The sequence below is a fragment of the Stenotrophomonas sp. MH181796 genome, assembly GCF_009659995.1.
Classification (GTDB): Bacteria; Pseudomonadota; Gammaproteobacteria; order Xanthomonadales; family Xanthomonadaceae; genus Stenotrophomonas; species Stenotrophomonas riyadhensis.
This window is the reverse complement of the sequence record NZ_RAHU01000003.1, coordinates 422,583-438,837: the sequence shown is the minus strand read 5'-3', so window position 1 is coordinate 438,837 and position 16,255 is coordinate 422,583. Positions and strand designations below refer to the sequence as shown.

Here is a 16,255-nt window from a genome sequence, read left to right as displayed (position 1 = left end):
GCGGGTCGTCGCCCGCCGCGCGGAAGCGCTCAGTGCGCGATCTGGCCGAAGCGGCCGCTGTTGAAATCGTTGACCGCCTGGCTGATCTCGGCCTGGCTGTTCATCACGAACGGGCCGTAGCCCACCACCGGCTCGTCGATCGGCTCGCCGCTGAGCAGCAGCACAGTGGCGTCGCTGTCGGCGTCGACGAACACGTCCTCGCCGCTGCGATCGAAGGTGACCAACTGCGCCTCGCCGACCGGCTGGCCGCCGTTGATCCGGACCTGGCCCTTCAACACCACCAGCGCCAGCGTGCGGCCATCGGCCACCGGCAGTTCGGCGTGGTGGCCCTGCTGCAGGCGGATGTCCCAGACATCCATCGGCGTGTGGGTACGGGCCGGACCGGCGTGGCCGTCGAAGCGGCCCGCGATGACACGCACGCGGCCGGCGCCCTCAGGCAGATCCACCGAGGGGATCTCTGCGTCAAGCAGGGTCTGGTAGCCCGGTGCGCCCATCTTGTCCCGCGCCGGCAGGTTGACCCACAGCTGGACCATGTCCAGCGTGCCGCCGCGCTTGCTGAATTCCGGCGTGTGGAATTCCTCGTGGAGGATGCCGGAGGCAGCCGTCATCCACTGCACGTCACCCGGGCCGATGGTGCCGCCGGCCCCGGTCGAATCGCGGTGGGCGACCTCGCCCTCATAGACGATGGTGACCGTCTCGAAACCGCGGTGCGGATGCTGGCCGACCCCACGCGGGGTATCGCTGGGGGCGAAGCTGTACGGGCCGGCATAGTCCAGCAGCAGGAACGGGCTCAGGTGCTGGCCGTGGGTGTTGTAGGAAAACATCGAGCGGGCGGGGAATCCATCGCCCACCCAGTGCGGGCGGGGGGCGCTGTAGGTACCGGTGACACGCTTCATGGCGATCTCCTGGCCGGGGCTGCCGGCCGCTGTTCTTCGTTGCAGGAGACGATATCGCCGTGACAATTGGGCCGGTAGACGCCAATATTTGCCGTCATAGTCCTATCTGGTGAACAATGGCGGCAGGCCGTGGGCCGCAGGAGTTCGCCCCGTGTTCATCGCTGATATCCGCCGTTGCGACCTCAACGACCTGTTCTACTTCGCCATGGTGGTCGAGCACGGCGGCTTCTCGCAGGCCGGCCGGGCGCTGGCCATGCCGAAGTCGAAACTGAGCCGGCGCATCGCGCTGCTGGAGGAACGGTTGGGCGTGCGCCTGATCCAGCGCTCGACGCGGCGTTTCTCGGTCACCGAGGTCGGCCAGGACTACTACCGCCACTGCAAGGCGATGCTGGTCGAGGCCGAAGCAGCCGAAGAAGCGATTGCGATGTCGCGCGCCGAGCCGCGCGGCACCATCCGCCTGGCGTGCCCGATCGCGATCCTGCACGCGCGCATCGGCCCGATGCTGGCCGACTTCCTGGCCCTGCACCCCCAGGTGACGGTGCAGCTGGACGCCACCAACCGCCGCGTGGACGTGGTGGGCGAGGGTGTGGACGTGGCGATCCGGGTACGGCCGCCGCCATTGGAAGACAGCGACCTGGTGGTGCGCGTGCTGGCACGCCGGGTCTGGTGCACCAGTGCCAGCCCGGCGCTGCTGCAACGGTTGGGTACGCCGCAGGTGCCGGCCGACCTGGCGATGATGCCGACTGTCGATCTGGCCTCGCCCAGTCAGCAGCATGTGTGGGAATACAGTGGGCCTGGCGAGGTCCAGGCCAGCGTGCATCACCGCCCGCGCCTGGTCAGCGATGACATGATCGCGTTGCGCGCAGCCGCGGTGGCTGGGGTCGGGCTGTTGATGCTGCCGCGGATGATGATCACCGATGAACTGGAGAGCGGGGCGCTGCTGCCGGTGCTCCCCGAGTGGGTGCCGAAACACGGCATCGTGCATGCGGTGTTCCCGTCGCGGCGTGGGCTGCTGCCGGCGGTACGCGCGTTGATCGATTACCTCGCCGAGCGTTTCGAGGCGTTGGACGAACCGTAGGCTCCGCATCCACGCACGGCGTGGATCTACTGGATCCGCCGCCGCCTGGTAGATCCACGCCATGCGTGGATGATCCTGGTGCCGCGCGACCGGCCTTCGCTTGCCGCCCGCGGCCGTGCAGCCCACAATCCACGTCCGGACCGTCGCCATCACGCCCATCATTCCCCGGTCCGGCCTTGGCACCTATGTCTCCCAATGCCCTGGCGCTGGTCGAGCTGCTGATCCGCGAGCGCCGTGCGTTGTCTCGCTTCATCGCGCGCTATCTCGACCCGGCCAGTACCGAGGACACCCTGCAGAACCTGTACCTGAAGGCGAGCAGCGTGCCCGGTGATCCACCGATCCTTGAGCCGCGCGGCTATCTGTACCGGATGGCCTATCACCATGCGCTCAACCGCAGCCAGGCCGACGCCCGCGAGCGGCGCGCGATGGCCGAGTACGCCACCGACATGGCCGAGGCGGGCCACGACGGCGAGGCCCAGGCGCTGGACCAGGCACAACTGCGCGAGATCACCCAGACCATCCTCGCGCTGCCGGCGCAGGTCCGCGAGTGCTTCGTGCTCAACCGCTACCTGGGCCTGAGCGAGCGCGAGATCGCCACACGGCTGGGTATTTCCAAGAGCCTGGTCGGCAAGCATGTGCTGCGCGCGGCGCTGTTGATCCAGCAGCATCAACAGGGAACGCGCCGATGACCGGCGTTTGCCGTGGGCAGATCGCGCCCGCCGTTGTCACAACAGGAAAGCGCACCCGTTCGCGGTGCGGCAGGCCACAACCATGACCACGTCCGAACCCTCGCCGCGTCAGGCCAGGCAGGCGTTGCGCTGGGTGATCCGGTGCAGTGCAGGCCCGCTGCCGGAACGCCAGCAACGAACCCTGCAGCGCTGGCTGCAGGCCGATCCGCGCCATGCGCTGGCCTGGCGCCAGCAGCAGGCCTTCTGGCAGGGGCTGGATGCCGCCGGGCCCGACGTGCTGGCGGCGCTGCCTGAACTGACCGCCGACCGCCAGGGATTGCGTCCGGTCGCACCGCGCCGTCGCCTGCCATGGCTGTTGGCCAGCGCCGCCGCCGTGGTTCTGATGGTCGCGGCCGCACCGCAGGCGCTGTTGCTGGCGCGCAGTGACCTGCGCAGCAGTGATGCGCCGCGCGTGGTGCAGCTGGACGACGGCAGCACCGCCGTACTTGACGCTGGCACCGCACTGGCGATTGAGTTCGACGGCCAGCAGCGCCACCTGCGCTTGCTGCGCGGCCAGGCCTGGTTCCAGGTGGCGCACGAGGCGCGCCCGTTCCAGGTCGAGGCGGCGGGCGGCCTGGTCCGTGACATCGGTACTGCCTTCAGTGTGTCGATGCTGGATACCACGGTCACCACCCAGGTCAGCGAGGGTGTGGTCGACGTGCGTCCGGGCGATGGCAGCGTACAGCGCCTGCATGCGGGGCAGTCACGCGTGTTCCGTGACGGTCGCTGGCTGCAGCCGGTGCAGCTGGAAGATCGCGAGACCATGGCGCCGTGGCGGCGTGGCGAGGTGGTGATCGACGATCAGCCGGCCGCGCAGGCCATCGCCGGTCTGGCGCGCTACCGCCGTGCCCCGGTCTGGGTACTGGGCGGGCAGGGTGCACGCGTACGGGTCAGTGGCCTGTTCCATCTGCAGCAACCGGAGACTGCCATCGATGCGGTGGCCGCGCAGGCCGGACTGCGCGTGCAGCGCCTGCCTGGCGGCGCGATGGTGTTGTGGTGAGGTGCAGCAGGTTGATGGCAGAAAGCGCCGCATGAAAAAAACATGAAAAAACCGTGGGCACCTGCAGTGCCCCGCTGTCTATAGAGGTATAGCCAGAGCGAAACACCGTTTTTCCTCAAGCCAGACACACCACCGGCACCGGATGTGCCCGTGGTCCCGCCACGCTTGAGGAGTTCCTGTCCATGCCGTCCACGGCATCCGCCTGTCATCGTCGCGCCACCGCCCTGGCCCTGGCCATCTCCACCGCATTGCTGCCGCTGGCCTGGGTGCCGGCCGTGCAGGCGCAACCGGCCATCGTCGCGCCGCTGCGCCAGTACGCCATTCCGGAACAGCCCCTGGCCGACGCCGTGCGTGCCTTTGGCCGCCAGGCCGATGTGCAGGTGGTGTTCCGCAGTGACCTGGTGGAGGGCCGCCGCTCCAGTGCGGTGAGTGGCGAGTACAGCCAGATGCAGGCCCTGCAGCAGCTGTTGCGCGGTAGCGGCGTGCGCGCACAGCGCGGCATGGACGGCACCTGGAGCCTGCGGGCCGCAGCGGAGGCGGGTGAAGGGGAAGGGGTGCGGGTGACCGAGACGCTGGACGTGGCCGGTCGCCTGCAGTCGGAAGGGGGCGAGGCCCGCGATCGGCGCGGCTACGATGATGTGTTCGCGCTGGACCTGACCACGGCGTATTCGGGGCGCGACCGGGTGGAGCGCTACCGTGGCTCCAACCCGGCCGACGTGGTCAAGGATCTGGTCGGCGTGTTCAGTGGCGATGCGCGCAACAGCGGCGCGCTGGACATCAACATCCGCGGCATCCAGGGGCCGGGGCGGGTGCCGGTCAGCATCGACGGCGGCGAACAGGCGCTCACGGTCTGGCGCGGCTACAACGGCGTGAGCAACCGCAACTACATCGATCCCAACCTGATTGGTGGCATCCAGGTCATCAAGGGGCCAGGGCTGGTGCGCGATGTGCACAGCGGGATCGGTGGTGCGCTGGTGATCAAGACCATCGACGTTGACGACATTGTTGCTGCCGGCGAACGCTTCGGCGGGGAGCTGAAGATCGAAGGCAGCAGCAATGCGGTGGCGCCACGCCTGCCGCGCCTGCACACCGGCGAGGATTACCGCACGGTGCCGGGGTTCCCGCAGGGCTCGCCGAACTCGCCCTATGATGACCGCACCCTGGTGGTGCCGGTGAAGTCGCGCAGCGGCAACAACCCCTTCGATGGCGAAGATCAGGCCTGGCGGTTGGCACTGGGCGTACGCGGCGACAACGTCGACCTGATGGCTGCCTACGCCTGGCGCAAGCGCGGCAACTATTTCTCCGGGACCCAGGGCAGCGCCTACTACGACCAGGACCGGCGTGAGCAGTTCGAGTACCAGGGCATCGACTACATCACCACGCTGGCGCGTTACTTCAAACCGGGCGATGAAGTGCCCAATACCTCCAGCGAACAGGAGTCCTGGCTGGTCAAGGGCAGCTGGCAGATCAATGACGACCAGCAGCTGAAGGCTACCTGGCGGCGTACCTTGTCCCACTACGGCGAGATCATGCCGTCGCGCATCCTGTCCGCGCCCGACTACGGACGCATCCAGTGGCCGCTCAGCCGGGTTGCGTCCGATGCCTGGAACCTGGAATACCGCTTCCAGCCGGCCGGCAGCCGCTGGCTGGACCTCTACGCCAACCTGTGGCGCACGGAGACGGACAGCGATACCTACAGTGCTGGCGGCTTCCCGAACTTCGCAGTGGGTAATCCGGCATGGAACCCGGACGCCAGCCCGATCCTGCGCAACACCGCGCTGGCCAACGCGCGCAACGACCGCACCGGCCTGATCCTGAGCAACCGCTTCGCCTTGCATTCGACCCTGGACCTGACCGTGGGCGGCAACTGGCAGTACGAGAAGCTCGGCTCGAGCGATCCGTACTTCGGTACCACCGATGGCTGGCGCATGTTCCCGCGTGCCGGGCGCCGACAGGAGGGCGAGGGCTACCTGACCCTGGAGTGGCGGCCGGTCGACTTCCTTACCCTCAATGCAGGCGTGCGCTACAGCCGCTACTGGGCCTTCGACGATTTCCTCGAGGCGCACCCCGAGCTGCTGACCAAGGGCGTAGGTGGCAAGGAAGCGCAGTACACCGTGAACGAGTTGCCGCCCCGTCCCGCCAATCTGCAGGCCCGCATCGACGCGTTGGAAGCACGCCGCGCCGTATGGGAAAAGCGCGGCATGGGCTGGTTCATCGATGACAGCATCCGTGCCTTGCTGGCACCGTACGAGACGCCGCGTCCGGTCAGGTACACGCGGCCCTGGCTGCCCGATGCCGATGGCAACTACACCCGCGCCGGCAATCCCTGCCTCAATGGCGAAGTGGCGGCCATTCCCGGCGTGCAGCCGGTGTTTGCCGGCAGCGACCAGGTCTGCAACATCGGCAACAGCGTACAGTCGCAGCCGGTCGATGCACGCAACAGCCGCCGCCGCGACCATGCCTGGCTGCCGACCTTCTCGGCCACTGCACACCTGTCCCCGGCCGCCCGTGCCTACGTGCGTTACAGCGAAGCGGTGCGCTTCCCGAGCATGTTCGAAAGCACGATTGCCTTCTCCGGCAGCCTCAATCCGCTGCATGCGCTCAAGCCCGAGCACGCCTACAACTACGAAGTGGGCTACGTGCACAACCTGTCCGCCCTGTTCGGCAACACCGCCGATGCCGACGTCAAGCTGGCGTACTACGTGCACAAGACCCGTGACGTGATCGAGCGCGATGGCAACTTCCTGTTCGACAACATCGACAAGCAGACCATCCGTGGCATCGAACTGCAGGCCCGCTTCGACAACCGGCGCTTCTTCACCGATCTGGGCATCACCCGCACGTTGGAAAACGAGGTGTGTGACGAGAGCACGGCGGTGCTCCTGGATGCGAACCGCGGCCTGGTCCCGAACTGCGTGCAGGATGGTTTCGTTGGTGGCTACCTGCTGACCCAGGCCATTCCCAAGCTGTCGATCAACTGGTCGCTGGGCACGCGCCTGTTCGATGAGCGCCTGGAGCTTGGCAGCCGCATCGTGCACTACCAGCGCCACGAGAACCCTGATCTGCAGGCCTACCGTGACCGTTTGCTGAGCGGTGGCAGCGGCCTGCTCTGGCAGAACGTGCCGTTCACCTGGGGAAACATCACCACCGTCGATGCCTATGCGCGCTGGCGCTTCAACGAGCATGCCAGCGTCGAACTGGTCGGCAGCAACCTCGGCAACCGCTACTACGTCGATCCAGCCACGCGGTCCACGCTGCCGGCTCCGGGTCGCACCCTGAAGCTCGGCGTCACCGCACGCTTCTGATCTCCCACCTTCAAGCGTTGTACCCGTAGTTCCCTCAACCAAGGAGCAATACCATGAAAATGATCTCCCGTTCGGTTCTCGCCGTTGCTGCCTCGCTGGCTCTGGTCGGTGCCGCGCATGCTGCCGATATCGTCGGTGCCGCCAGTGCCAAGACCGATGCCGAGCTGTATGTGGCGGTTGGCGAATCGCAGGTCAATGGCGGCCCGCACCGCGCTGGCAAGGCCGGTATCGGTGTCGGTACCGTGTCCCAGGCCAAGCCGGTGGACTTCCAGGGCCTGAGCGCCTACTCGGCACCGACCACCGTCAATGGCGTGACGGTACGTACCCTGGCCATGCCGATCACCGGCGCACCGGGCAGCCACGCCGGCATGGGCCACTTCAACTTCGTCAAGGTCGGCAGTGGCGATGTCTGGTTCGGTGAGTGGTCCAAGGATGGCGCCGCCGGTGGCTTCAACAACCGCCAGGTCTACTTCGTTGGTGACCGCGCCGGCACCACGTTGCCTGCTGGCGTGGCGTCCTACACCGTGGCTGGCCTGAACAAGTTCAACGGCAGCAACCTGCTGAGCGGCACCTTCGACGCCGACTTCGGCGCCGGCACCCTGGATGGTGCGCTGTCGGGCAACGGCCTGAACCTGGCCATCGTTGCCAACATCAACAGTGCCGACGCATCGTTCGCCGGTTCGGCCACCGCCAACGGCAGCGTTGCCGGCACCACCCAGGGGCAGTTCTTCGGCGCCAACGCGGCCGCCCTGGCCGGTATCGCCACCTTCAGCGGCAACAGCCAGTACGACACCGCCTTCGGCGGCAGCAAGAACTGATTGCCACGCCCCTGACGGGGCAGGGCAGGGACAAGCCGCGATCCGCCAGTCCCTGCTTCGGCCCGCTGCATGCACCACCACGGATCGACCATGCGCCATCCCATCTTCCTTGTCGTACTGCTGCTGGCGGCCGCCGACGTGCGCGCCCAGCAGGACGATCTTCGCCGCGTGCTCGAACAGGGCACCGACCTGCGCCACCAGCAGCAGGACCAGCAGCGCCTGCAGCAGGCCGAGTCGGAGCGACCGACCATCACCATCGACGGCCAGACCCTGCGCGTGGAGCGCACGGTCGACGATCTGGGCCAGGCGCTGTACCTGTCGCTGCAGCATCAGCAATGGGGCGCCGCGCAACGCTTCCTGGATGAATACATCGAACTGCCTGGCCACGACCCGTTGCTGCGCCACTATGCGCAGGGCGGCCTGGCGCGGGTGGCCGGCAATCACCATCGCGCGGCCAACGAGTACGAGGCGCTGCTGGAGGCACAGCCGGATTTCCTGCCGGCCCGCCTTGAACTTGCGCGCGTCTACGCCGAAGACCAGCGCGATCGCGATGCGGTGGCGTTGTTCACGGCGATCGCGGATGGCATCAGTGCCGATGACCCCGCCACCGCAGGTGTACGCGGACGGGTGGACGCCTATCTGGCTGCGCTGCAGGCGCGCCAGCGCTGGAAAGGCGCGCTGTCCGCCGGCCCGGCATGGAGCGACAACATCAACCGCAGCTCGGCCAGCCGCACCTGCCTGTTCGGGGTAGGCGACACCTGCATCATCCAGCGCAATCTTCCCGATGCCCAGCGCGCCATGGGCCTGGACTACGACGGTAACCTCGAACGTCGCTGGGCCCTGAAGGGCCACCATGGCGTGTACGTGCGTGGCCTCGCATTCGGCCAGGCATGGCGTGGGCACAGCGCCTACAACGAGCTCAATGCCAACGTGCAGGCGGGTTACAGCTGGCGTAGCGCGCGGCATACCCTGCAGATCGCCCCCAGCTATGACTATCAGGGCCTCGGCAACCGGGCCCTGCAGGGCGGCAGCGGGCTGCATGGCGAATGGCAATATGCGCTGGACGCGCGCAGCCTGCTCAAGCTGGAGGCCGACTGGAAGCGCCAGCGCTATCGCCAGCGTGGCCTGGCCAGCAATTACGACGGTGAGCTGGCCGCGGTGTATGCCACCTGGTTCCGTGCGCTCAACCCGCGCTGGACCCTCTTTGCCGGGCTGGACCTGAGTGACAGCAGCGCCGCCAACCCAGCCAACGGCTACCGCCAGCGCGGCGTGCGGCTGGGTGCAGCGCGGCAATGGAGTGGCACCACCGCCACCGTATTCGTCTCGTTGCGCGAGCGCGACTACGACGCGTGGAGTCCGCTGCTGGAGGCGCGGCGTGAGGACAGCGAACAGAACCTGATCGCCATCGTGCGCAGCGAGCGCCTTGCCGTGGCCGGGCTGGTACCCAGCCTGAGCCTGCGCTACGCGCGCATCGACAGCAACGTTGGCTGGCTGTACAGCCACGACCGCAGCCTGCTCAGCCTGAAGTGGGAGCGGGCCTTCTGAACACGCCGCTGCAATGCCGCGGTGAACGGGCCGTGGCCGCGATCTTCATCCATCATCACGCGCTCTTGTAGCCCGGTTCGCGCATCCTGCGGGCGTTGCGGCAGAGCTGGGCCGCGTGTATCGAGGAGCGCCGGTCGTGCTGGAAGCGGGCAACAAACCAGAGGGCCTGAAAGGGCTGCGTGTACTGGTGGCAGAGGATGAATTCGCCATCGCAATGTTCCTGGTCGACTATCTGGAGCTGAAAGGCGCACAGGTAGTGGGGCCGGCCGGTGACCTGCAGGCGCTGGGGCAGCTGGTCGATACCCACCCCATCGATGTGGCGCTGCTGGACATCAACCTGGGCGGTGAGCAGGTCTATCCGCTGGCTGATCGGCTGGCCGAGGCGGGTACGCCCTTTCTGTTGACCTCCGGATACGACGACAACCTGCCCAGCCGCTTCGCCAGCGCGCCGCGCTGTACCAAGCCTTATCACATCGAAACTCTGGTCCAGCAGCTGGCCGGGCTGGTGGCGGCGCCGCAGGTCTCTGCGGGCATCGCCTGATTGCGCGGCATGTCGCGCCGTCCTGAAGGCATCCACGCCGCCAAGCTGCGTGGCTCGATGCCACCTGCGCCGCGCCTGCATGCGCGCCACGATGGCATGGCCGCGCGCATCGCCCGCCACGACTGGTCGTCCACGCCATTGGGTGCCTGTGAGCAGTGGCCGCCCCACCTGCGCGCCACCGTCGACCTGATGCTGGCCCATGGCTTCCCGATGATCGTGCTGTGGGGCGAGCAGCTGGTGCAGCTCTACAACGACGGCTATGCCGAGATCCTGGCCGACAGGCATCCCGGCGGGCTCGGCCAGCCGACCCGTGAATGCTGGCCCGAGGTCTGGCACATCAACGGGCCGCTCTATACCCGGGTTTGGCAGGGCGAGACGCTCACCTTCGAAGACAAACTGTATCCGCTGGTCCGGCGCGGCCGGCTGGAAGACATCTGGTTCACGATCACCTACAGCCCGATCCGCGGCGAGGAAGGGCGGATCAACGGCGTGCTGGTGACGATGTTCGAGACCACCGCCGCGCATCTGGCGCTGGCCGCGCGCGAGCGCGAGGAACTACGGCGGCGCGAGAGCGAGCGGCGCCTGGAGCTGGCCTTCAGGATGCTGCCGGTCGGCCTGTGCATTGTTGATCTGCAGGGCCGCATGCTGCTGTCCAACGATCAGATGCGCGCCTATCTGCCCACCGGCAAGGTGCCTTCCAGAGACGCCGACAACCAGCATCGCTGGCACGGCTGCCATCCCGATGGCACCACCATTGCACCGGACGACTTCGCCATCGCCCGCGCGATGCGCGGCGAGACCGTGGTGCCGGGGCTGGAGTTCCAGTACCTGCATGATGATGGCCGCGCGCGCTGGACCCGGGTTGCTGCCGCGCCCCTGCGCGATGGCGACGGTGAGGTCAGCGGGGTATTTGCCATCGCGGTGGACATCGACGACCTCAAGCGTGCCACTGAGCGTCAATCGGTATTGCTGGCCGAACTGCAGCACCGGGTGCGCAACATCATGTCGACCATCCATGCCATTGCCTGGCGGACCCGCGAGTCGGTCAGCAGTGTGGATGAATACGCTGAACGGTTGTGCGGGCGGCTGATGTCGCTGGCGCGCACGCAGAGCCTGCTGACCCGTGGCGCCAATGCGGGGGTCTGCCTGCGCGGCATGCTGGATGAGGAGATCGCAGCGCAGATGCCGGCCACGGCCGCCTATCGCCTGCAGGGCGAGGACGTGCTGCTGCCACCGAAGGCGGCCGAAGTGCTGTCCCTGGCGATCCACGAATTGGCGACCAACGCCCTGAGGCATGGCGCGCTCAGCCATGAAGACGGTCGCATCGAGGTGACCTGGGACCTGCAGGTTCAGGCCGGGCAGCCCTGGCTGGGCCTGCACTGGTGCGAGCGCCATGCCGAGGTGGAGGACTGGGAGCTGCCACGCCAGCGTGGCCTGGGCCGGGCGCTGATCGAGCAGCGCGTGCCCTATGAACTGGCCGGCAGCGGCGAGTTGCGCTTCGGCCCGCAGGGGCTGGATGCCTGGATCCGCTTCCCGCTGCGCGAGCGTGACAGCCTGCTGCAGACCGATGCCCCGGGCGCGTCGGGGCCCGGTTCGGGCAGCTGAATGTCCATTTATCCCCAATTGGGCCAAATTGGGCATAATGGCCACAACCGTCGCCGTTTGGAGCCGTGCCATGACCCTGCCGCTGGATCTGCCTGGCCTTGAAAAGGCCCCGGCCTCGTCGGTGAAGACCCGGGGCTGGCCGAGCCTGATGCGTACCGTGCGTGAGAAGCAGGCATTGGTCATCACCAACCACAATCACCCCGAAGCGGTGATCGTCGACATCCGCACCTACCAGGAGCTGCTGGCCAAGGCGGCCGGCGGAGATGCCGGAGAGCGCAACGAAGAGCTGCTGCGCCTGCGCAGCGAATTCGACCAGACCCTGGCCGGCCTGCAGCGTGGGGAAGGGCTGGGCAAGGTGCTCGGCCAGCCGATCCGTCGCGGTCGCAAGGTCACCCTCGGCCGTCCGCTCTGACCGATGGGGAGGATCCTGGTGCTGGCCGGCGTCAACGGCGCCGGCAAGAGTTCGCTGCTGGGCACCTGGCTGGAAGCCGAAGGGCTGGGCTGGTTCAACCCCGATTCGTTCACCCGCCGCCTGGTGGAGACCGGCTGGCCGCTGCCTGACGCCAATGCTGAGGCCTGGCAGGAAGGCACCCGCCGCCTGCGCCAGGCCATGGCCGATGGCACGGACTTCGCCTTCGAGACCACGCTGGGCGGCAACACCATTCCCCGCCTGCTGCGCGAAGCTTGCGAACGCCATCACGTTGCGATCTGGTTCTGCGGCCTGGCCACGGTGGAGCTGCATATCGCCCGCGTTGCGGCGCGGGTGGCTGCCGGCGGCCATGACATCCCGGTGGAGAAGATCCATGCGCGCTTCGATTCGGCGCGCGAGAATCTGCTGGAACTGCTGCCGCACCTGGCCGAACTGCATGTCTACGACAACAGCGCGCCCGCCGATGCCGAAGGCTGCGTCGAACCGTTGCCGGTACTGGCGATGGCACATGGCCAGCTGCAATACCCGGTCTCGGTGGCCGAACTGCTGCACACGCCGGACTGGGCCAAACCCATCGTAATGCGCGCGATGGAGTTGAACGTTGCGCGCGATTGAGGGCGCATGCGTTGTAGAGCCGAGCCCACGCTCGGCTGATCCCCCGAAAGGCAACCGGGCGCGGGCGTGGCTCTACAACGCCGGCTCCGCCGAGCCTCAGGCCGGCTTTACCTGCTCAGGTTCCGCAGCCTCCGGCAGTGGCGGCAGGCTCGGGTCCACCGTCACCGGCACATCGCTCTTCAGCAGTGCGGCGGCTTCCTTGTCGCTGCCGACTGCCGGCGGTGAACCGCGCAGCGGCAGCCCCGCGGTTTCCTTCACGAACAGCATGGTGACCAGGCCGATCACTGCTGCGCCCATCAGGTAGTAGGCCGGCACCAGCGGGTCGCCGGTACGTTCCACCAGCCATGCAGTGACCAGTGGCGTGGTGCCACCGAACAGCGATACCGAGACGTTGAAGGCGATCGACAGCGCGCTGTAGCGCACCGGGGTATAGAACAGGGCCGGCAGCGTGGACGGCATCGAGCTGGTGAAGCACACCAGCGCCAGGCCCAGCAGCATCAGGCCAAGGAAGATCATCCAGTCGTTGCCGCTGCCGACCAGCAGCAGGCACGGAATCGCCAGCACCAGCAGCGCGATGCAGGCGCCGATGATCATCGGGCGGCGGCCCAGCCTGTCACTGAACAACCCGCCGACAATGTTCAACGGCATCATCACCAGCATCACGATGATGATCAGCAGCAGGCCCTTGCTCTCGGCGTAGCCCATGGTGACGCTGAGGTAGCTGGGCATGTAGGTCAACAGCATGTAGTCGGTGACGTTGAACACCAGCACCAGGCCCATGCACACCAGCAGCTGGCGGCCGTGCACCTGGAACAGCGCGCCAAGCCCGGGCCGGTCGTGCTCGCGCTTCTCGGCTTCCTCGGCGAAGGCGCGGAATGCCGGGGTCTCTTCCAGCTTCATGCGCATGTACAGGCCGAGCAGGCCCAGCGGGCCGGCCACCAGGAATGGAATGCGCCAGCCCCAGTCCAGCATCTGTTCGCTGCTCAACAGCATGTGCAGCGCGGTCACGGTACCGGCGCCGGCGATGTAGCCGCCCAGCGTGCCGAACTCCAGCCAGCTGCCCATCAGGCCGCGGTTGCGGTCGGTGGAATACTCGGCGATGAAGGTGGCCGCACCGCCATACTCGCCGCCAGTGGAAAAGCCCTGCACCACGCGCGCCAGCAGCAACAGCACCGGTGCCCAGATGCCGATCCGCTCATAGGAAGGAATCAGGCCGATCGCAAAGGTACCCAGCGCCATCAGGATCATGGTGAACGCCAGTACTTTCTGGCGCCCATAGCGGTCGCCGAGCGGGCCGAACACCAGACCGCCGAGTGGACGCACCAGGAATGCCACGGTGAAGGTGGCGAAGGCTGCGATCACCTGTGCGGTGGGATTGCTCGACGGGAAGAACACCTGGCCGATGGTGACGGCCAGATAGCCGTAGACACCGAAGTCGAACCACTCCATGGCATTGCCGAGGGCGGCGGCACCGACGGCGCGCTTGAGCATGGGCTTGTCGACGACGGTGATCTCATCGACCTTCAGGTGGCGGCGGCGTTTGAACCAGCCGAAGTGGGCATGGGAATCGGGCGTGTCCTGCATGGGGCTCCCTTGTAGGTATGGAATAGGGGAATGGGCGGTGTGGTGTGTCCCGGAAATCGGAAACGGCGATGCAGGCGCAAGTGGCGCAGGGGCATCGGAAGGCGGCGTGGGGGCCGGGGAATGTGTGCAGGCGCAACGCCACGCGCACGGCAAAGCACCGCCGCAACGGCGGAAACGCGGCAACGGGATCACAACGGCCGCGCAGTTGGCAGCCGCGTGTCACATCAGCGTGTGGGGAAGGCAGGCCGTGGGCCTGCGGGCGTCATCCGCCGGGATCCAGCGCGAGGCGATGGAAATGCAGGGCGGGAGCATTCGTGGCAAGCGAAGCGCCGGTCGGCAGTGCTTCCCACGTAACAGGTGCGCCCGTCACGTAGTGGGTCGTGTCGATCATCCGTTCATCATAACGGCATCGGCGTGAGCATGCAGCGAAGCAGGCTGATCTGCACGCTGTGTTCCATCTCGCCTGTTCAGAAGGCTCAGGCCGACTTCGCCATCAAACCGAACACCGTGCAGGCCATCGCCAGGGCGCCCGGCAGTGCCAGTTTCCGCGTGACCAATGCGGCGCCGATCATCGTGAGTACCGAAAGCATGATGGCCAGGGCGAAGAACGGTTGGCCCTGCAGGAACTGGTGGATGCAACCGGCGCAGCCGGCAATGGCCAGGCTGGTGGCGAAGCAGACGTGGAACAGTGAGCCAGCGTACACAGAGGTTCCTCGCGATGATGGAGGCCATAGCGGCAGGCCTTCGGGCAAATTTAGGGCGGATTTCAGATTGCGATGACGGAATCACATCCTGTACGCGCTCTGGTGACATCGGCGTGCATAAGGTGGAGCGCACACCCACTTTTTGGATTGATGGAGGATGCAATGGCGCGGACGATTCCCGAAGGAACGCTGATCGTGGTTGCCGACGGTGGTTCGGCGCGGGTGTTCACCAACGTGGGCAGCAACCATCAGTTGACCCTGAAGCAGGAAGGCGAGCTGCGTCTGCAGGACATCAGTGAGCAGGGCGTGTCCGGGCAGGGGCCTGCGGGTGCAGTGCCGAAGGACATGTCGGTCTCGCAGCTCAACGAGGCAACGTTCGCCAAGCAGGTGGCCGAACAGCTCAACGAGGATGCCTTGAAGAACCACTATGCGCATCTGGTGTTGATCGCTGATCCGACCACGCTGGGCCGCATCCGTCCGTTGCTGCACAAAGAGGTCCAGGCACGCCTGCTCGGCGATATCGCCAAGGACCTGACCAACGCACCGTTGGCGGATATCCAGAAGGTACTGGCGGCGTAGCGAGGCCAATCGATCTGCCGTAGCGCCGAGCCCATGCTCGGCTGTCGCGCGGAGCGCGGCGGTTCCGCGCCGCGCAAGACGCAGCCGACGCTATCCCGTCGGTGCTGACCTCACCGCAACGGGTAGAACGGTTCGATCAATCGGGTGCCCGTTGCCTCATCGCCCTTGAACGACAGCTCGAACGCACCGCCCCACAGCGTTCCGGGGTGGTCGAGCACCTGCAGGATTTCCATCCGCAGCGCTTCCATGCCGATCAGCGTCGCTGCCTCGTCGCGGCTCACCCACTGGTATTCCTTGTCTGCGGTTCTCGCCGGTGGTTGCCCGGCCCGCAGGGTGGCGCGATAGTGCTGCCGGAACGACACCGCGTCGTGGCTTGGGTCCGGCGGGTCTTCGTTGAAGCGATAGCTGTAGATTGCCGCCAGCGTGAACGGCGATACCTGCAGGCCGAGATCCGATGAGAGCTGTTGCAGCGCCTGCTGGATGCTCTGTTTGCGGTTGGCGCGTACAGCGGGTGTCATCCAGCCGCTGCGGTTGTGTTCCAGCAGCAGGTGGTCCTGGTCGTCGGTGACCAGCAGGCGCAGGATGGTGTAGTCGTCCTGGGCAGGACGCGATGGGGCGGGGGGCGTGGGCGGCGCGGCATGGCTGAGCGTTACGACACCCAGCAGGCTTGCCATCACGATCCATCGTGCAGTGCGGATGAGCATGCGTCCTCTCCCGGGTGTGGACGCAGGGTAGGAGGGGGCGGGGTACACGGCAAGTGCCGGTACAGCCGTAGAGATGAGCCATGGCCGGTCGCATTTCCTGCGGGCGTCAGCCGCGCGAGGGCA

Annotated in this window: 16 protein-coding genes; 11 read left to right on the top strand and 5 right to left on the bottom strand. The window is 66.9% G+C overall.

Going from position 1 to position 16,255, the window contains the following annotated elements; genetic code table 11:
- Nucleotides 1-29: 29 nt before the first annotated feature.
- Nucleotides 30-896: a pirin family protein gene (locus D5301_RS09405; RefSeq protein ID WP_110712506.1), complete on the bottom strand. Its 867-nt coding sequence runs from the start codon at nt 894-896 to the stop codon at nt 30-32.
- 151 nt (nt 897-1,047) lie between these two features.
- Between D5301_RS09405 and D5301_RS09400 the strand changes: the two genes are divergently transcribed.
- The 10 genes from D5301_RS09400 (at nt 1,048) to D5301_RS09355 (ending at nt 12,561) form a co-directional block, all read left to right on the top strand.
- Nucleotides 1,048-1,974, top strand: coding sequence for a LysR family transcriptional regulator (locus tag D5301_RS09400; RefSeq protein WP_006370410.1), 927 nt, complete (start codon nt 1,048-1,050; stop codon nt 1,972-1,974).
- Between the two features lie 185 nt (nt 1,975-2,159).
- Nucleotides 2,160-2,663, top strand: coding sequence for an RNA polymerase sigma factor (locus D5301_RS09395; RefSeq protein ID WP_153855480.1), 504 nt, complete (start codon nt 2,160-2,162; stop codon nt 2,661-2,663).
- 82 nt (nt 2,664-2,745) lie between these two features.
- Nucleotides 2,746-3,702 (top strand): FecR domain-containing protein, encoded by a 957-nt coding sequence (locus D5301_RS09390; RefSeq protein WP_153855479.1) that lies wholly within the window; start codon nt 2,746-2,748, stop codon nt 3,700-3,702.
- A 182-nt stretch (nt 3,703-3,884) separates the two neighbouring features.
- Nucleotides 3,885-7,007, top strand: coding sequence for a TonB-dependent receptor (locus D5301_RS09385; RefSeq protein ID WP_153855478.1), 3,123 nt, complete (start codon nt 3,885-3,887; stop codon nt 7,005-7,007).
- Between the two features lie 53 nt (nt 7,008-7,060).
- Nucleotides 7,061-7,825, top strand: a complete 765-nt coding sequence (locus D5301_RS09380) for a Slam-dependent surface lipoprotein (RefSeq protein ID WP_032129432.1) — start codon at nt 7,061-7,063, stop codon at nt 7,823-7,825.
- A gap of 90 nt (nt 7,826-7,915) precedes the next feature.
- Nucleotides 7,916-9,370, top strand: a complete 1,455-nt coding sequence (locus D5301_RS09375; RefSeq protein ID WP_153855477.1) for a porin family protein — start codon at nt 7,916-7,918, stop codon at nt 9,368-9,370.
- A 136-nt stretch (nt 9,371-9,506) separates the two neighbouring features.
- Nucleotides 9,507-9,911, top strand: coding sequence for a response regulator (locus tag D5301_RS09370; RefSeq protein WP_019337750.1), 405 nt, complete (start codon nt 9,507-9,509; stop codon nt 9,909-9,911).
- 9 nt (nt 9,912-9,920) lie between these two features.
- On the top strand, nt 9,921-11,516 hold the full coding sequence (locus D5301_RS09365) for a PAS domain-containing protein (protein ID WP_153855475.1): 1,596 nt from the start codon (nt 9,921-9,923) through the stop codon (nt 11,514-11,516).
- Between the two features lie 70 nt (nt 11,517-11,586).
- Nucleotides 11,587-11,928 carry a type II toxin-antitoxin system prevent-host-death family antitoxin gene (locus tag D5301_RS09360; RefSeq protein ID WP_110712500.1) on the top strand — a complete coding sequence of 114 codons (342 nt, stop codon included), beginning with the start codon at nt 11,587-11,589 and terminating at the stop codon, nt 11,926-11,928.
- Nucleotides 11,929-11,931: 3 nt separating this feature from the next.
- A complete protein-coding gene (locus tag D5301_RS09355; RefSeq protein ID WP_153855474.1) occupies nt 11,932-12,561 on the top strand; it encodes an AAA family ATPase in 630 nt (209 codons plus the stop codon).
- A gap of 96 nt (nt 12,562-12,657) precedes the next feature.
- Here D5301_RS09355 and proP read toward each other — a convergent pair whose 3' ends face one another.
- The 3 genes from proP to D5301_RS09345 all read right to left on the bottom strand — a co-directional run bounded on the left by proP (nt 12,658) and on the right by D5301_RS09345 (nt 14,849).
- Nucleotides 12,658-14,145, bottom strand: a complete 1,488-nt coding sequence (gene proP, locus D5301_RS09350) for a glycine betaine/L-proline transporter ProP (protein ID WP_153855473.1) — start codon at nt 14,143-14,145, stop codon at nt 12,658-12,660.
- Nucleotides 14,146-14,407: 262 nt separating this feature from the next.
- Nucleotides 14,408-14,536, bottom strand: coding sequence for a hypothetical protein (locus D5301_RS24370; protein WP_256202341.1), 129 nt, complete (start codon nt 14,534-14,536; stop codon nt 14,408-14,410).
- A gap of 85 nt (nt 14,537-14,621) precedes the next feature.
- Nucleotides 14,622-14,849, bottom strand: coding sequence for a hypothetical protein (locus D5301_RS09345; protein ID WP_121503426.1), 228 nt, complete (start codon nt 14,847-14,849; stop codon nt 14,622-14,624).
- A gap of 162 nt (nt 14,850-15,011) precedes the next feature.
- On the opposite strand from D5301_RS09345, the gene D5301_RS09340 reads away from it, so the two are divergent.
- Nucleotides 15,012-15,428 carry a host attachment family protein gene (locus D5301_RS09340; protein ID WP_153855472.1) on the top strand — a complete coding sequence of 139 codons (417 nt, stop codon included), beginning with the start codon at nt 15,012-15,014 and terminating at the stop codon, nt 15,426-15,428.
- A 110-nt stretch (nt 15,429-15,538) separates the two neighbouring features.
- On the opposite strand, the gene D5301_RS09335 is transcribed toward D5301_RS09340, so the two are convergent.
- On the bottom strand, nt 15,539-16,132 hold the full coding sequence (locus tag D5301_RS09335; RefSeq protein ID WP_153855471.1) for an NUDIX hydrolase: 594 nt from the start codon (nt 16,130-16,132) through the stop codon (nt 15,539-15,541).
- Nucleotides 16,133-16,255 lie beyond the last annotated feature (123 nt).

Bases quoted from the DNA above. Each gene is read 5' to 3' on its own strand.
- D5301_RS09365 (WP_153855475.1), top strand. From the start codon at position 9,921: ATGTCGCGCCGTCCTGAAGGCATCCACGCCGCCAAGCTGCGTGGCTCG.
- proP (WP_153855473.1), bottom strand. From the start codon at position 14,145: ATGCAGGACACGCCCGATTCCCATGCCCACTTCGGCTGGTTCAAACGC.
- D5301_RS09375 (WP_153855477.1), top strand. From the start codon at position 7,916: ATGCGCCATCCCATCTTCCTTGTCGTACTGCTGCTGGCGGCCGCCGAC.
- D5301_RS24370 (WP_256202341.1), bottom strand. From the start codon at position 14,536: ATGATCGACACGACCCACTACGTGACGGGCGCACCTGTTACGTGGGAA.
- D5301_RS09405 (WP_110712506.1), bottom strand. From the start codon at position 896: ATGAAGCGTGTCACCGGTACCTACAGCGCCCCCCGCCCGCACTGGGTG.
- D5301_RS09395 (WP_153855480.1), top strand. From the start codon at position 2,160: ATGTCTCCCAATGCCCTGGCGCTGGTCGAGCTGCTGATCCGCGAGCGC.
- D5301_RS09335 (WP_153855471.1), bottom strand. From the start codon at position 16,132: ATGCTCATCCGCACTGCACGATGGATCGTGATGGCAAGCCTGCTGGGT.
- D5301_RS09355 (WP_153855474.1), top strand. From the start codon at position 11,932: ATGGGGAGGATCCTGGTGCTGGCCGGCGTCAACGGCGCCGGCAAGAGT.
- D5301_RS09360 (WP_110712500.1), top strand. From the start codon at position 11,587: ATGACCCTGCCGCTGGATCTGCCTGGCCTTGAAAAGGCCCCGGCCTCG.
- D5301_RS09385 (WP_153855478.1), top strand. From the start codon at position 3,885: ATGCCGTCCACGGCATCCGCCTGTCATCGTCGCGCCACCGCCCTGGCC.
- D5301_RS09380 (WP_032129432.1), top strand. From the start codon at position 7,061: ATGAAAATGATCTCCCGTTCGGTTCTCGCCGTTGCTGCCTCGCTGGCT.
- D5301_RS09390 (WP_153855479.1), top strand. From the start codon at position 2,746: ATGACCACGTCCGAACCCTCGCCGCGTCAGGCCAGGCAGGCGTTGCGC.
- D5301_RS09340 (WP_153855472.1), top strand. From the start codon at position 15,012: ATGGCGCGGACGATTCCCGAAGGAACGCTGATCGTGGTTGCCGACGGT.